At 60.5% G+C, this 15323-nt stretch carries 12 protein-coding genes; 8 read left to right on the top strand and 4 right to left on the bottom strand.

What is annotated here, in order from left to right; genetic code table 11:
- Window positions 1–143 precede the first annotated feature (143 nt).
- A complete protein-coding gene (locus tag ACA070_RS01330; RefSeq protein ID WP_497449750.1) occupies window positions 144–2237 on the top strand; it encodes a TonB-dependent receptor in 2094 nt (697 codons plus the stop codon).
- Between the two features lie 210 nt (window positions 2238–2447).
- Here the strand turns inward: ACA070_RS01330 and ACA070_RS01325 are convergent, their stop codons facing one another.
- The 4 genes from ACA070_RS01325 to ACA070_RS01310 form a co-directional block, all read right to left on the bottom strand.
- Entirely contained in the window at window positions 2448–2660 is a 213-nt protein-coding gene (locus ACA070_RS01325; protein ID WP_497449749.1) for a hypothetical protein, read from the bottom strand.
- A 245-nt stretch (window positions 2661–2905) separates the two neighbouring features.
- Entirely contained in the window at window positions 2906–4012 is a 1107-nt protein-coding gene (gene aguA, locus ACA070_RS01320) for an agmatine deiminase (RefSeq protein ID WP_497449748.1), read from the bottom strand.
- Between the two features lie 4 nt (window positions 4013–4016).
- Window positions 4017–4895 (bottom strand): N-carbamoylputrescine amidase, encoded by an 879-nt coding sequence (aguB, locus tag ACA070_RS01315; protein ID WP_497449747.1) that lies wholly within the window; start codon window positions 4893–4895, stop codon window positions 4017–4019.
- A gap of 240 nt (window positions 4896–5135) precedes the next feature.
- Window positions 5136–8048, bottom strand: coding sequence for an aminotransferase (locus ACA070_RS01310; RefSeq protein WP_497449746.1), 2913 nt, complete (start codon window positions 8046–8048; stop codon window positions 5136–5138).
- A gap of 176 nt (window positions 8049–8224) precedes the next feature.
- Here ACA070_RS01310 and rfbB point away from each other — a divergent pair, with 176 nt between their 5' ends.
- From rfbB to ACA070_RS01275, 7 genes are read left to right on the top strand one after another with little or no spacing between them, the layout of a single operon-like run.
- Window positions 8225–9307 (top strand): dTDP-glucose 4,6-dehydratase, encoded by a 1083-nt coding sequence (gene rfbB / locus ACA070_RS01305; RefSeq protein ID WP_497449745.1) that lies wholly within the window; start codon window positions 8225–8227, stop codon window positions 9305–9307.
- The gene (gene rfbA / locus ACA070_RS01300; protein ID WP_497449744.1) at window positions 9304–10179 is read left to right on the top strand and encodes a glucose-1-phosphate thymidylyltransferase RfbA; all 876 of its coding nucleotides are present in this window, start codon (window positions 9304–9306) and stop codon (window positions 10177–10179) included. Before rfbB ends, rfbA begins: the two co-directional genes overlap by 4 nt.
- On the top strand, window positions 10176–10721 hold the full coding sequence (gene rfbC / locus ACA070_RS01295) for a dTDP-4-dehydrorhamnose 3,5-epimerase (RefSeq protein WP_497449743.1): 546 nt from the start codon (window positions 10176–10178) through the stop codon (window positions 10719–10721). Before rfbA ends, rfbC begins: the two co-directional genes overlap by 4 nt.
- Window positions 10718–11587, top strand: coding sequence for a dTDP-4-dehydrorhamnose reductase (rfbD, locus tag ACA070_RS01290; protein ID WP_497449742.1), 870 nt, complete (start codon window positions 10718–10720; stop codon window positions 11585–11587). Before rfbC ends, rfbD begins: the two co-directional genes overlap by 4 nt.
- A gap of 36 nt (window positions 11588–11623) precedes the next feature.
- Window positions 11624–13432, top strand: coding sequence for a sensor histidine kinase (locus ACA070_RS01285; RefSeq protein ID WP_497449741.1), 1809 nt, complete (start codon window positions 11624–11626; stop codon window positions 13430–13432).
- Entirely contained in the window at window positions 13429–14823 is a 1395-nt protein-coding gene (locus ACA070_RS01280) for a sigma-54-dependent transcriptional regulator (protein ID WP_497449740.1), read from the top strand. The genes ACA070_RS01285 and ACA070_RS01280 overlap by 4 nt, the downstream gene beginning before the upstream one ends.
- A 40-nt stretch (window positions 14824–14863) precedes the next feature.
- Window positions 14864–15319: a thioesterase domain-containing protein gene (locus ACA070_RS01275; protein ID WP_497449739.1), complete on the top strand. Its 456-nt coding sequence runs from the start codon at window positions 14864–14866 to the stop codon at window positions 15317–15319.
- The last annotated feature ends 4 nt before the right edge of the window (window positions 15320–15323 follow it).

Here is a 15323-nt window from a genome sequence, read left to right as displayed (position 1 = left end):
TCGGTCGAATAACCTCTGTAGCAATTTCGACACAACTGGAAACAATCGAGCGTCGTAGCTTTACAAGAATAGTTAACGGAAGTAAATAACAAGCATTACCATTCGCGCCCTCGAATTCCTCCACCCTTTCGGATGCGCTTCAGATGCCTGCCCCCTTGCGCCTTACGCCCGTCACCCTTGGGCTTTCTGCTTTCCTTTCTGCTGGTTTCACCTGCGCCGCGACCACCGTTTTACCCGAAACCTCGATCAGTGCCGAAGCCGAAGCCGACGACCCGCGAGTGAAGGAAACCAGCACCGCAACCCGCACCGCGACACCGGTACGCTATGTGCCCCAAGCCATCGACTCGATTAAAACCTCGAATGTCTCGGATTACGGCACCAATGACCTGGGCACGGCGTTAAGCGGCATCCCCAACGTCAGCAGCGGCGCCGACACTCGTTTCGACAGCTTGCGCATTCGCGGTTTCGACGCCAGCAACGACTTCTACCTGGATGGTATTCGTGACGACAGCCAATACGTCCGCGACTTGCACAACATCGAGCGCATCGAAGTCCTAAAAGGTCCGGCGGCCGTTCTATACGGCCGTGGCAGCCAGGGCGGGATCGTCAACCGGGTCAGCAAACTGCCCGAGTTCGGCCGTCGTTCGACCATCGAAGCCCAAGGCGGCAGCGATGATTTGCGCAGCCTTTATGCCGACCTCAGCACCGATCCGTCCGAGAACATCAGCCTGCGCCTGAACATGGGCAACATGGATCAGAACAGCTTCCGCGATGGCGTCAGCGGCAATCGCCAGCTGTTCGCACCGTCGATGAGCTGGCAACTGACGCCGGACCTGAACTGGCTGGTGCAGTACGAATACAGCCGCTACAACCGTACGCCGGATCGCGGTATCCCCGGTGTCAACGGACGCCCGGCAGACGTGGGACGCGATACGACCTACGGCAGCGAGCACGATTTCATCGACGACAAGTCGCAATCCCTACGCTCCAAACTCAGCTATGAAATCAGCGACAACTGGCAACTGCGCCACACGCTGGGCGTGTTCAAGCTCGACAGCGATTTCGACAACACGTACCTGACCGGTTACACCCCGGCCACCAACAAGGTCACGCGCCAGCACTGGCAGCAGGATCTGACCACGCGCAACGTCTATAACAACGTCGAACTGGAGGGTGTTTTCAACACCTTCGGCCTGGAGCATCGCCTGCTGACCGGCATCGAGACTGGCAGCCAGCGCCGCGATCCGACCTTGTACACCGCGGCCACTTCCGGGCGGGGCAGCTCACCGGTGCCGGCGCTGGACCTGTACAACCCGAATCGCGATCTGCGCCATACCGGGCGCATGCAGGTGTCCAGCGACAACCACACCGAAGTCGAAAGCCGTGCGGTGTACGTGCAGGATCAATTGCGCCTGAACGATCAATGGCAACTGCTGGCCGGTTTGCGCTACGACACCTTCGACATCGAATCGACCAACAAGCTGCGCAACATTTCCGAAGACCGTGACAGTCACAGCACCAGCCCGCGTGTAGGCCTGGTCTGGACGCCGCTGCAGAATCATTCCTTCTATGCGTCCTGGACCAAGACGTTTTCGCCGGTGGGCGGCGGTTTGATCGGCATCACCCCAGGCGTTGCCGGTAACAGCAACGATTTGAGCCCGGAGCTGACCAAGCAGAAGGAAATCGGGGTGAAGAGCGACTGGCTCGACGACCGCCTGAGCACCACGCTGGCGATCTACGAACTGGAACTCTACAACCGCCGCACCAGCGATCCGCTCAACCCGACCATCACGTTGCTCTCGGGCCTGCAACGTTCCCGCGGGATCGAGCTGACCGGCACCGGCAGAATCGCCGGCAACTGGTATGTGCGCGGTGGCGTGGGCGTGCAGGACGCGACGGTCGAGAAGGACAACAACGGTTTTGAAGGCAAACGCATCAGCAACGTGGCCAAGCACAACGGCAGCCTGTTCCTGACCTGGAAACCGGAAATGGGCTGGTATGCGGAAACCGGGTTGACCCTGGTGGGCCAGCGTTATGCCGATAACCTCAACACCGTCGTGCTGCCGGGTTATGGCCGTTGGGATGCACTGGCCGGGTTCCGGCAGAAAGATTGGGACTTGCGCGCGGCGCTGAACAACATCAGCGACAAGACCTATTACTCGTCGGCTACCAGCGCCGCGCAGATTCAACCTGGCGAACCGCGTAGCCTGGTCGTGACCGGCACTTACAGCTTCTAAACGCGCCAAAACCGGCGTGATCGACACCAATCCCCTGTGGGAGCGAGCCTGCTCGCGATAGCGGTGGATCAATCAACATCGATGTTGACTGTCCAGCCGCTATCGCGAGCAGGCTCACTCCCACAGTGATTGTGTTGTTCATAAAACCACCACCCATAAAAAAGCGCCGCCATCCCGGCAGCGCTTTTATCAATCCTTTGTTTTTTCTTCTTATCCTTCCATCACATCCCACAACGCTTCCAGTTCCGCCTCGCTGAACAAACCAGCGGGGTAACGCTCGATCATCATCCGGCGCGGATCAGGTTCTCTGATCTGACGCGTTCCATTGGACTTCAACCAGTGCGCCAGGACCTGGAGCGATTCGCTGTTTACTGCCAGGGGATGCAACGCCCGCTCGCTCACTACGTTCAATTCGGCGTTCATTTCAGCGCTCTCTCCTGGTTCGTGAGCGGCTAACTTATCCAAGGTTTATGACAGAACATCGCAGTTCTCCCCCTCCCTGATTTACACCTGGAGAGATACAAGAGCTGTGCCAACGTTTCTGAACTGTCGACAAGCGGATACAAAGAAGCCCGCAGTCCTTTGGGGCTGCGGGCTTCTTGATGAACAGCGGGGATAAACTTGAGCCTCAGTGGTTTTTCAACCGGTTCAGGCTGTTACAACCTCACTCAATCGTTGTGCGGTGCCGGTTGCTGTTGGGTAAGGCAGTGGATGTTACCGCCTCCCAGTAACAGTTCGCGGCCTGGCACCATCACCACTTCGTGCTGCGGGAACAGGCCCTGCAAAATTTCTTTCGCCGGACCGTCCAGCGGGTCGTCGAAACTTGGCGCGATAATGCCGCCATTGACGATCAGGAAGTTCACGTAGGAACCCGCCAGACGAACGGTCGGATTACGCTCCTGAGTCCCATCCACCGGGTCCACACCAGCGCACTCTTCCTCGGTCGCATACAACGGCCCCGGGATCGGCATCTTGTGCACCGTGAATGGGCGACCCTTGGCATCGGTGCTGCTTTCCAGCACTTTCATTGCCGCCTGGCAGCGCGGGTAGTTCGGGTCCTGTGGATCATCGGTCCAGGCCAGCAATACTTCACCCGGACGCACGTAGCAGCAGAAGTTATCCACATGGCCGTCGGTTTCGTCGTTGAACAAACCGTCCGGCAGCCAGATGATTTTATCCACCGCCAGGTTGGCGCTGAGTACCGCTTCGATTTCCCCACGGTTCATGTGTGGGTTGCGATTGCGGTTGAGCAAGCATTCTTCGGTGGTGATCAGCGTGCCTTCGCCATCGACGTGGATCGAACCGCCTTCGAGCACGAAACCCTCGGTGCGGTAACGCTGGCTGCGCTCGATCTCGAGGATCTTGCCGCCCACCTGCGAATCGCGATTCCACGGCGAATACAGACCACCGTCGAAACCGCCCCACGAATTGAAGTCCCAGTTCACACCACGGACTTCGCCACTGTTATTGATGACGAACGTCGGACCCGTGTCGCGAACCCAGGCGTCATCGCTGGACATCTCGACCACACGAATATTCGGTACGTCGAGACGGGCGCGGGCGTTTTCGTATTGGCCGGCGGAGACCGCCACGGTCACCGGTTCGAAACGGGCGATGGCTTTTGCCACGGCCACGTGCGCGGCTTGCGCGGGTTTGCCGCCCAGGCGCCAGTTGTCCGGGCGCTCCGGCCAGATCATCCAGGTTTGGGTCTGTGGCGCCCACTCGGCGGGCATGTAGAAGCCGTCGGCGCGCGGGGTGCTGTTTAAAGTGGTCATGCGATCAGGACTCCAGGGAACCGTCGAGGGTTTTGATCGCATTGTATAGGTTCGGGCGACGATCGCGGAACGAACCCCACGCACTGCGAATGTGCTCCAGTTCATCGAGGTCGAAGCTCTGAACCAGCACGCCTTCTTCGGTCTTGTCGAGCTCCTGAACCTTCTCGCCGAACTGGTTGGCAATGAACGACGAACCGTAGAACGTGATGTCGTAGCCGTCCTGTTCTTCGTTGCCGATGCGGTTGCTGGCGACCAGCGGCATCAGGTTGGCCCCGGCATGGCCTTGTTGCACGCGTTGCCAATGGTCACGGGAGGAAATGGTTTTGTCGTGCGGCTCGCTGCCGATGGCCGTCGGGTAGAACAGAATTTCTGCACCCATCAACGCCATGCTGCGCGCGCACTCTGGAAACCACTGATCCCAGCAGATGCCCACGCCAATTTTTGCGTAACGGGTGTTCCAGACTTTGAAGCCGGTGTCGCCCGGGTTGAAATAGTACTTTTCGTGGTAGCCAGGGCCGTCCGGGATGTGGCTTTTACGATAAATCCCGAGGTTGCTGCCGTCGGCATCGATGATCGCGATGCTGTTGAAACGCGCGCGGCCGGCCAGCTCATAGAAGCTGATCGGCAGCACCACTTGCAGTTCCCTGGCGACTTTCTGGAAGTGCTTGATGGCGACGTTGTCTTCGACCGTCGTGGCCAGTTGCAGGTAATCCGCGTTCGGCTTCTGGCAGAAGTACGGCGCCTCGAACAGTTCCTGGATCAGGATGATCTGCGCGCCTTTGGCCGCGGCCTCACGGACCAGCCTTTCAGCGGTCTCGATATTGGCTTCAAGGTCCCAGGAACAGGCCATCTGGGTGGCGGCGACGGTAACGATACGGCTCATGAATCATCTCCGGGCAAGTGCTTAACGTTGGCAGTGACGACTTTATAGCCGATAAATATCGGCTTTAAAAGCAATCAATCTTCCATCCGTCTAATTTTACGTAATTAAACCCGATAACAATCGAACTAACATATTACCCCTGTGAGAGCGAGCCTGCTCGCGATAGCGGTTGAACATTCAACATGTGAATAGACTGATCACCGCTATCGCGAGCAGGCTCGCTCCCACAGGAATAGGTGTTTACAGGCCTTCCGCGAGCACTTTCGAGAGCATGTCCACAAAGAAATCCACGCTCCGGCGCGAGGTGACCATCGGCGGTTTGATCTTCAGCACGTTCAAATAATCCCCCGTCGGCTGCATGAAAATCCCCAGCTCCCGCAACCGATCACACAGCACCGCAGTTTCTTCAGTCGCCGGTTCCAGAGTGTCGCGATTGCGGACCAGCTCGACCCCCAGATAGAACCCGGAACCATGCACCGCGCCCACCAGCGGATGAATATCGATCAGCGCTTCAAGCCGCTCCTTGAAATACCCACCCACGACCTGAGCGTTTTCCCAGAGTTTTTCTTCTTCCATCACATCCAGCACCGCCATGCCGATCTGGCAACTGACCGGGCTGCCACCCGCCGACGAGAAGAAATAGCCCTCGGCCTCCAGTGCCTCGGCGATTTCCCGGCGAGTGATCACCGCGCCCAACGGCTGGCCGTTGCCCATGCCCTTGGCCATGGTGATGATGTCCGGCACCACGCCTTGCTCTTCGAAGCCCCAGAAGAAATGGCCCATGCGCCCGTAACCGACCTGCACTTCGTCGGCGATACACACGCCGCCCTGCGCTCGAACCAGCGCATAGACCTGTTTCAGATAACCCGGTGGCAACGAGATCCCGCCGGCATTGCCGTACACCGGTTCGCAGATGAACCCGGCCAACTGGCGTTTCTGCCCGGCGATTTTCGCCAGGTTGTGTTCCACGCTGCGCACGTAGTCCGGCGCGCTGTCGAGGCCACGGAATTCACCGCGATAGATATTCGGCGCGGTCACCGGGTGCACCCAATCGGGACGACTGCTCAAGGCTTTCGGGTTATCGGCAATCGAGGTCGACACCGCGTCCGCACCCACCGTCCAGCCGTGATAGCCCTCAAGTACGCTTAGCATGTCGCGACCGCCGCTGTAGGCCCACGCCAAACGGATCGCCAAGTCGTTGGCCTCGCTGCCGCTGTTGACCAGAAACACCCGGTCCATGCCTTCCGGCGACAACTTCAGCAAGCGCTCGGAAAACTCAGCCACCGCCGCGTAGTTGAAGCGTGAATTGGTGTTGAGCAACGACCACTGACGACGGGCCACCGCCGCCATGCGCGGATGACCGTGGCCAAGCACTGCGACGTTGTTGAGCATGTCGAGGTAGGAGCGGCCCTGCATGTCGATCAGGTGATTGCGCCAGCCGCGTTCGATGCGTGGCGGGTCGACGTAATAGTGCTTCTGGGTGCGCGCGAAACTGGCGTCGCGACGCGCCAGCAATGTCTGCGAATCGAGCTCTGCTTCCGCATCGCAGGCTAGCCCCAGCAATGCCGCCGGTGACGGGCACAACGCTTGCCAGGCTGCAGCGCGAGACGGCGTGCAAAACAACGGTGCATTGAACGTAGCGCCTCGGCACAACTGCACAATCAACGGCCCACTGACCACACCCAGCACCTGACCTTTGACCAGCGCCGCACCGGTATGCAGCGACGGCGTCACGCCCCACAACCGCACGCTCAGTTGCGGACCGTCCAGTTGCAGCACACCCGCCGCCGGCTGATGAACCACGCCGGCAAACGGCGATTCGACCGCCGTGCCGTTTGGCACCCGCAGCTCCACGTGCAAGGGGCACGTGTCGGGCTCGGTGGCGCTGTCCGGTTGGGTGCGGGACAAACGATATTGACCATATCGACTGGCCGCCAGACCGTGAGCCGCCGCTGCTTCAGTCAGCAGGCGCTGATCAATCCCCTCTTGCTCCCAGTTACCCGCTTCGAAATGCGGGCTCAGCACGCCCAGATCGATCAAGGCAAATTCACGTCCCACCAGGCTCGGCAGCAACGGCGCGAAACCTTCGCTGCCGATGCCTGGCAGTGTCTGGCCGACGGACGTCAGAATCGCCGCTTCCATCAATTCCAGCGGCACCGACGTGGCAACGCGGAAGATCTCCCACTCATGGGTCAGGTTGTCGCGGCTGTACTCATTGCCCGGATCAATGCTGACCTGCTGTTCGCCACTGAGCACCAGCACCGCCGCTCGCGCGACGATCAGCGGCCAGAGCGCCAGCAGCTCTTCATGAGTGAGCGGATTGACCGCGTGATAAGCCCGGACCGCCGGCAAGATATAAAAAGGATCGCCATCGGCGTGATGCAGCAACGCCGCGCAGGTAACCGACAGATCGGTAATGCGCCAGGTGCGGATCAAGTCGCCGAAATCGATCACGCCCTGCAACTGCCACTCGCGCTGCGAGTCGCGCTGCCAGACCACGTTGTCGTCGGTGATGTCCATGTGAATCGCCTGCACCGGCAGCTTGGCCACCAGCGGCTGCAAATGACGCTCGGCCCGTTCGGCCGCCTCGGCGATCAACCGGCGCTGCGCGTCGTCCTTGATCACTGGCAACAAATGGCCGATCAGCGCGTTGGCGTGGCGGGCGTCCCACTGCAGCGTGCGCTCAAGGCCCGGATGCTCGAAGGCGGCCAGCGCCCGGTCCATTTCGCCGCAGAGCCGACCGAAACCGGCCACCACCGAACCGGGCAGGTGATCGAGGTGGGTCAGCGACTGGCCTTCGATGTAATCGAGCAGGCGCATGTGTACGGCCTGACCACCGACTTCCAGCGTGAGCAGATCAGCGCCGTTTTTTGCAGGGATCACTCGCGGCACATGAACGCCGGAATGTTCACCCAATTGCTTGAGCCCGGCATGCTGGGCTTGCAGCTCCAGCGCCGAATAGTCGCCCCGGCAGATTTTCAGGACGAAACGCCCCTGATCGCTGTCGACCCGAAAGTTGAGATCCTGCTGGCTGCCCAGGGCGTGCAACGTTCCACTGAACCCGTAATGCCCCTCCAGCAGCTCTAGCGCTTGCTCCGCAGACACTTGCGGGCTGGGCAAACTGGCGCGGTGAATCAACGTGGCGAGCGGCATACAACAACCCCTGAAATTTTATTAGGCGCTTATATCGCCACTGCATCGGTCGATAATCAACCCCCCGTCGGCGCCGCAAAAGCCAAATACGACCAACAACCCTCTTGCACCACCCTGCTCCTGCCGACAAGCTATGCACATTCGCTTTATCGTCTTACAGAAAAAGGCTGGCCAACATGCGTATTCTCATCACCGGCGGTGCCGGTTTCATTGGCTCTGCCCTGATTCGCCACCTGATTCGGCATACTGAGCATGAAGTGCTCAACCTGGACAAACTGACCTACGCCGGCAATCTCGAGTCGCTGACCAGCATTGCCACCGACACCCGCTACGAGTTCGTCCAAACCGACATCGTCGATCAGGCAGCCGTAAGCGCAGTACTGGCACGTTTCCAGCCTCACGCGATCATGCACCTGGCGGCGGAATCCCATGTCGACCGTTCCATTGACGGTCCGTCGGATTTCATCCAGACCAATATCGTCGGTACCTACAGTCTTCTGGAGGCGACTCGCGCTTACTGGCAGACGCTGGCCGAGTCGGAAAAAAGCGCCTTCCGCTTCCATCACATCTCCACCGACGAGGTCTACGGCGACCTGCACGGCGTCGATGATCTGTTTACCGAAACCACGCCCTACGCGCCGAGCTCGCCGTATTCCGCGAGCAAAGCGGCGTCCGACCATTTGGTCCGCGCATGGCAGCGCACCTACGGCCTGCCGGTATTGCTGACCAATTGCTCGAACAACTACGGGCCGTTCCACTTCCCCGAAAAACTGATCCCGCTGGTGATCCTCAACGCCTTGGCCGGCAAGCCGCTGCCGGTTTACGGAAACGGCCTGCAAGTACGCGACTGGCTGTTTGTCGAAGATCACGCCCGGGCGCTGCTCAAAGTGGTCACCGAAGGTGTGGTCGGCGAGACCTACAACATTGGCGGTCACAACGAGCAAAAGAACATCGACGTGGTGCGGGGCATCTGCGCGCTGCTCGAAGAACTGGCGCCGAACAAGCCTGAAGGCGTGGCGCAATTCGCCGACCTCATTACCTTCGTCCAGGACCGTCCGGGCCACGACCTGCGTTACGCGATCGACGCCAGCAAGATCGAGCGCGAACTGGGCTGGGTGCCTGAAGAAACTTTCGAAACCGGCCTGCGCAAAACCGTTCAGTGGTATCTGGATAACCTTGAGTGGTGCCGCCGCGTTCAGGACGGCAGCTATCAGGGCGAACGCCTGGGCGCCATCAATACCAAGGAGCTGCTCGCATGATGAAAGGTATCGTTTTGGCCGGTGGCTCCGGCACGCGCCTGCACCCGATCACCCTCGGCGTCTCCAAACAGCTGCTGCCTGTATACGACAAACCGATGATCTACTACCCGATCTCGGTCCTGATGCTGGCCGGCATCAAAGACATCTTGCTGATTTCCACGCCACAGGATTTGCCGCAGTACCGCAACCTGCTGGGTGACGGCAGTCAGTTCGGGGTCAATTTCAGCTACGCCGAGCAGCCGTCGCCGGATGGTTTGGCCCAAGCCTTTTTGATCGGTGAAGAGTTTATTGGCGATGACCCGGTGTGCCTGATCCTGGGTGACAACATTTTCCATGGTCAGCACTTTGGCGACCAATTGAAGAACGCCGCAAAACGCCCCTCCGGTGCCACCGTGTTCGGCTATTGGGTCAAGGATCCGGAGCGCTTTGGCGTGATTGATTTCGACAGCGAAGGCCGCGCCCTGTCGATCGAAGAGAAGCCGAAAAAGCCGAAATCCAGCTATGCCGTGACCGGCCTGTATTTCTACGACAACGATGTGATCGACATCGCCAAAGCCGTGAAGCTCTCACCGCGCGGCGAGCTGGAGATCACCGACGTCAATAACGCTTACCTGCAACGCGGCAATCTGCAGGTCGAACGGTTCGGGCGCGGTTTTGCCTGGCTCGACACCGGCACCCACGACAGCTTGCTTGAAGCCTCGCAATACGTGCAGACCATCGAACACCGCCAAGGCCTGAAAGTCGCTTGCCTTGAAGAAATCGCCTACGAAAATGGCTGGATCAGCCGCGAGCTGTTGCTGGAGCGCGCCAGCTATTTCGGCAAGACCGGTTATGGTCAGTATCTGTTCATGCTGGCCGGGGAAGAACAATGAATGTGATTGAAACCACTCTGCCCGGAGTACTGATCATCGAACCCAAGGTGTTCGGTGACGAGCGCGGCTTTTTCTATGAAAGTTTCAATGCCAAGGCGTTTGCAGAAGCGACAGGCCTGAACACGCAATTCGTTCAGGACAACCATTCCCGTTCACAGAAAGGCGTGCTGCGCGGCCTGCACTATCAGCTGGAAAATACACAGGGGAAACTGGTGCGGGTAACCGCCGGTGAGGTGCTCGACGTCGCGGTGGACATCCGTCGCAGCTCGCCGCATTTCGGTCAGTGGGAAGCGGTGCGACTGTCCGCAGAAAACTGCCGCCAACTCTGGGTGCCGGAAGGGTTTGCCCATGGGTTCGTGGTGCTCAGCGATTTTGCCGAGTTTCTCTACAAGACCACTGACTATTACACGCCGTCCGCCGAGCGTTGCATTCGCTGGGACGATCTGACCCTCGCTATCGACTGGCAACTGGATGAAGCGCCCAAGCTGTCGGCCAAGGATCAGAACGGCAAAAGCCTGAAAGAGGCTGACCTGTTTCCATGAGAATTCTTATCAGCGGTCAGCACGGTCAGGTTTCGCGTGAACTACAGCTTCGCTTGGCTGCTGTTGGCGAGTTGGTGGTATTGGGGCGCGATCAACTCGATCTGGCTCAACCACAACAGATTCGCCAGCAGGTGCAACGCGTTCGCCCGGACCTGATCATCAACGCGGCGGCTCACACCGCGGTCGATCAAGCTGAAAGCGAGCCGGAACTGGCGTTTGCCATCAATGCGACCGGCCCTGGCATTCTGGCCGAAGAAGCGCTGGCGCTGGGCATCCCGCTGATTCACTACTCCACCGATTACGTGTTCGACGGCAGCAAGACTGAGCCGTACAACGAAGCCGATGCGCCCAACCCGCTCGGTGTTTATGGCAAGAGCAAACTGGCCGGCGAGCAAGCGATCACTGAGGTACAAGGCCAGCACCTGATCCTGCGCACCAGTTGGGTCTACTCGACCCACGGCCGTAATTTCCTGCTGACCATGCAGCGCCTGCTGCAAGAAAAACCAGAGATGCGCATTGTTGCTGACCAGATCGGCGCGCCGACCTGGGCCGGTACGATCGCCAGCAGCACCCTGGCACTGATCGAACGCTGGCAAGCGGGACAGGCTGGTGCGTGGGGTACTTATCACCTGACCGCCCAAGGTGAAACCTCCTGGTTCGGTTTCGCCCATGCCATTGGCGAAGCGCTGCGGGAACAGGGCAAGCCTTGCGCAAACCTGCTGCCGATCCCCTCCAGCGACTATCCGACACCGGCCGCCCGGCCACTGAACTCGCGTCTGGATTGCAGTCGCCTGCAACGCGAATGGAGCGTCAGTCAGCCTGACTGGCAAACCGCGCTGCGCGAGTGTCTTGCCGAGCAAGCCTAGGCATAATGCGCCTGTACCCACAGGCGCCCGATGCTCATGACTCCGACTCTCCCCCGCAGACCCCGCTGGCGCAGCCTCGCACTGCTTGCGCTGTGCCTGGCGCCGTTGCTGTGGCCGCTGGAGCATCTGGCCGAGCGTTATTACCGCAGCGAACTGGCCGGCCAAAACCGTCAGACCCTCGACCTTTACGTCGCCAACCTGCTGGGCACGCTGCACCGTTATGAAGTATTGCCACAGATCCTCGGCGATCTTCCGGCCCTGCGCGCAGCGCTCGGGGCGCCGGACGACAGCGTCACCCAGGGCAATGCCAATCGCCTGCTGAAAAACATCAGCGCCCAGACCGGTGCCGAAGTCATGTACCTGATGGACACCACGGGCAAGACCCTGGCGGCGTCGAACTGGGACAAACACGACAGTTTTGTCGGCCGCAATTTTTCCTTCCGACCGTATTTCAGCGAAGCCATGGCCGGACGGCTCGGGCGCTTTTTCGGCTTGGGGACGACCTCGGCCAAACGCGGCTACTTCTTCGCCGCCGCCGTGCGCACCGGCGAGAAAATCATCGGCGTGCTGGTGGTCAAGGTCGACCTCGACCACACCGAAAGCCTGTGGGGCAAAACCCCGGAACAACTGCTGCTGACCGACCATAACGGCGTGGTCATCCTCACGTCGCGCCCTGAGTGGCGGTTCCGTTCGACCCGGCCCTTGAGCGAAGCTGAAAGCACAGCGATTACCGCGATCCAACCGTACCCGACCCGCGATCCAAAGCCGTTGGAGCTCAATCCCAACGCCTGGCTGACCCAAACCCAGCAGATCGCCGAAACCGGCTGGAACGTCAGCATTCTCGCCCCACGCACCCTGATCGACCGACCGGTGCGCACCGTCGTCGCCATCGGCGGCGCGACGTTGCTGGTGTTGATGTTGCTGCTCGGCCTGATGATGCAGCGCCGCCGCCATTACCTCGAACGCATCGCCTTCGAAGCCAAGGCCCGCCGCGAACTGGAAGGCCGGGTCGCCGAGCGGACCAGCGACCTCGAAGGCCTCAACCGTCGACTGAAACAGGAAGTGCTGGAGCGCGAACACGCCCAGCAGGAACTGGTGCGCGCCCAGGACGATCTGGTGCAGGCTGGCAAATTGTCGGCACTGGGGACGATGTCCGCGAGCATCAGCCACGAATTGAATCAACCGCTCGCGGCCATTCGCAGCTACGCGGAAAACGCCGAAGTGCTGCTCGATCATCAGCGCACCGACGACGCCCGCGGCAACCTCAAGCTGATCAGCGAACTGACCGGGCGCATGGCGTCGATCATCGCCCACTTGCGTGCCTTCGCCCGGCGCGATCGCCATGCGCCGGAAAGCGTCGCCCTGCAACCGGCGCTGGATGACGCGCTGGCGTTACTCGCCAAGCGTCGGCGCAGCATGGAGGTCGAACTGATCCGCGATTTGCCGGCGGCCACGTTGTGGGTCGAGGCTGGGGAAACCCGTCTGCGCCAGGTGCTCGGCAACTTGTTGGCCAACGCCCTCGACGCGCTGACCGAAAAAGGCCCGCCGCGTAAACTCTGGTTGAGTGCCCAATCCACCGCGGACGGCGTCACTCTGTACATTCGCGACAACGGCCCCGGCTTTTGCATGGAAGCCCTTGGTCGCGCCAGCGAGCCCTTCTACACCACCAAGACCCGCACCCAGGGACTTGGCCTGGGGCTGGCTATTTGCGAAACCCTGATGCGCGCCTTCGGCGGTGAACTGTCGTTCGCCAACCACAAGGAAGGTGGCGCCCTGATTACCCTGAAGCTGCGCCCCGGCGCACCGGGTGTGAGCCTGCAACCGTCCGAGGACCGAAGTGCATGACCATCGATAACCGCGTCCAGGTCGTGCTGATCGACGACGATCCCCATCTGCGTCAGGCCTTGAGCCAGACGCTGGACCTGGCTGGCCTGAAAATCCTGCCACTGGCCGAAGCCAAGGGCCTGGCCGGACAACTGGAGCGCGACTGGCCAGGCGTGGTGGTCAGCGACATTCGCATGCCGGGCATGGACGGCCTCGAACTGCTCACCGAACTGCATGCCCAGGACCCGGAGCTGCCGGTGCTGCTGATCACCGGCCACGGCGATGTGCCGCTGGCCGTCCAGGCCATGCGCGCCGGGGCTTATGACTTTCTGGAAAAACCCTTCGCCAGCGACGCGCTGCTCGACAGCGTACGCCGCGCCTTGGACTTGCGCCGCTTGGTGCTGGACAACCGCAGCCTGCGTCTGGCCCTGAGCGATCGCAATGAACTGAGCACCCGACTGGTCGGGCAATCGGCGTCGATGCTGCGCTTGCGCGAGCAAATTGGCGCACTGGCGGCGACCAAGGCCGACGTGCTGATCCTCGGCGAAACCGGTGCCGGCAAAGAAGTCGTGGCCCGGGCGCTGCATGATTTGTCGAGCCGCCGTAATGGCCCGTTCGTGGCGATCAACGCCGGGGCACTGGCCGAATCGGTGGTGGAAAGCGAGCTGTTCGGTCACGAGCCGGGCGCATTCACGGGTGCGCAAAAACGCCGCATCGGCAAGTTCGAATTCGCCAACGGCGGCACGTTGTTCCTCGATGAAATCGAAAGCATGAGCCTGGATGTACAGGTGAAATTGCTGCGCTTGCTGCAGGAGCGTGTGGTCGAGCGGTTGGGTGGCAATCAGCTGATCCCGTTGGACATCCGCATCATCGCCGCGACCAAGGAAGACCTGCGCCAATCCGCCGATCAAGGGCGCTTCCGTGCCGACTTGTATTACCGCTTGAACGTCGCGCCGCTGCGCATTCCGCCGCTGCGCGAGCGCGGCGAAGATGCGCTGATGCTGTTCCAGCATTTCGCCGACGAAGCCAGCGCCCGCCACGGTTTGCCGCCCCATGAACTGCAACCGGGGCAACGCGCCCTGCTGCTGCGCCACACCTGGCCGGGCAACGTGCGGGAACTGCAAAACGCTGCCGAACGCTTTGCCCTGGGCCTGGAGCTGGCGTTGGATAACAACACGCCGGAGGGCCCTGCCGGCATGACGGTCGACGTGTTCAGCGGCGGCTTGAGCGAACAAGTGGAAAACTTCGAGAAATCGTTGATTGCCGCCGAACTGACGCGGCCTCACAGCTCCGTGCGCAGCCTCGCCGAAGCCCTCGGCATTCCGCGCAAGACCTTGCATGACAAACTGCGAAAACACGGCCTCAACTTCGCCGACGGTGGCGCCAGCAGCCACACCGACGAACTCGATTGAGCTACCGTCCAGTCATCATCTTCAAACAAGGGACCCGTGAATGAGCCGCGACCGTCGTCATCTGGAATCAGTCCTCCATCACGATATTCCGCTGACGCGGGACATGGGGCTCAAAGTACTCGACTGGCACGACCAGCAACTGCGCCTGCACTTGCCGCTGGAAGCCAACGTCAATCACAAAAGCACCATGTTCGGCGGCAGTCTGTATTGCGGCGCGGTGCTGGCCGGTTGGGGCTGGCTGCATTTGCGCTTGCGTGAAGAAGGGGTTGAAGGCGGGCACATCGTCATTCATGAAGGGCACATCACTTATCCGCTGCCGGTGACCATGGACGCGATTGCGATTTGTCAGGCACCGAGTGCGGTGGTGTGGAAGAAATTTCTGGCGACGTATCAGCGGTACGGGCGGGCGCGGTTGTCGCTGCATTCGCGGATCGTCAATGCCGATAGCGATAACGATGCGGTAAGGTTTACCGGGCAGTACGTCCTCCACCGGTAAATCA

The sequence above is a fragment of the Pseudomonas sp. LBUM1678 genome, assembly GCF_059695575.1.
The sequence above is the reverse complement of the archived record's forward strand: the minus strand, read 5'-3'. Positions and strand labels throughout refer to the sequence as shown.

Excerpts from the sequence above, each read along its gene's own strand:
- ACA070_RS01310 (WP_497449746.1), bottom strand. The coding sequence starts at position 8,048 with ATGCCGCTCGCCACGTTGATTCACCGCGCCAGTTTGCCCAGCCCGCAA.
- aguB (WP_497449747.1), bottom strand. The coding sequence starts at position 4,895 with ATGAGCCGTATCGTTACCGTCGCCGCCACCCAGATGGCCTGTTCCTGG.
- ACA070_RS01325 (WP_497449749.1), bottom strand. The coding sequence starts at position 2,660 with ATGAACGCCGAATTGAACGTAGTGAGCGAGCGGGCGTTGCATCCCCTG.
- aguA (WP_497449748.1), bottom strand. The coding sequence starts at position 4,012 with ATGACCACTTTAAACAGCACCCCGCGCGCCGACGGCTTCTACATGCCC.
- rfbC (WP_497449743.1), top strand. The coding sequence starts at position 10,176 with ATGAATGTGATTGAAACCACTCTGCCCGGAGTACTGATCATCGAACCC.
- ACA070_RS01285 (WP_497449741.1), top strand. The coding sequence starts at position 11,624 with ATGACTCCGACTCTCCCCCGCAGACCCCGCTGGCGCAGCCTCGCACTG.
- rfbB (WP_497449745.1), top strand. The coding sequence starts at position 8,225 with ATGCGTATTCTCATCACCGGCGGTGCCGGTTTCATTGGCTCTGCCCTG.
- rfbA (WP_497449744.1), top strand. The coding sequence starts at position 9,304 with ATGATGAAAGGTATCGTTTTGGCCGGTGGCTCCGGCACGCGCCTGCAC.
- ACA070_RS01275 (WP_497449739.1), top strand. The coding sequence starts at position 14,864 with ATGAGCCGCGACCGTCGTCATCTGGAATCAGTCCTCCATCACGATATT.
- ACA070_RS01280 (WP_497449740.1), top strand. The coding sequence starts at position 13,429 with ATGACCATCGATAACCGCGTCCAGGTCGTGCTGATCGACGACGATCCC.
- ACA070_RS01330 (WP_497449750.1), top strand. The coding sequence starts at position 144 with ATGCCTGCCCCCTTGCGCCTTACGCCCGTCACCCTTGGGCTTTCTGCT.
- rfbD (WP_497449742.1), top strand. The coding sequence starts at position 10,718 with ATGAGAATTCTTATCAGCGGTCAGCACGGTCAGGTTTCGCGTGAACTA.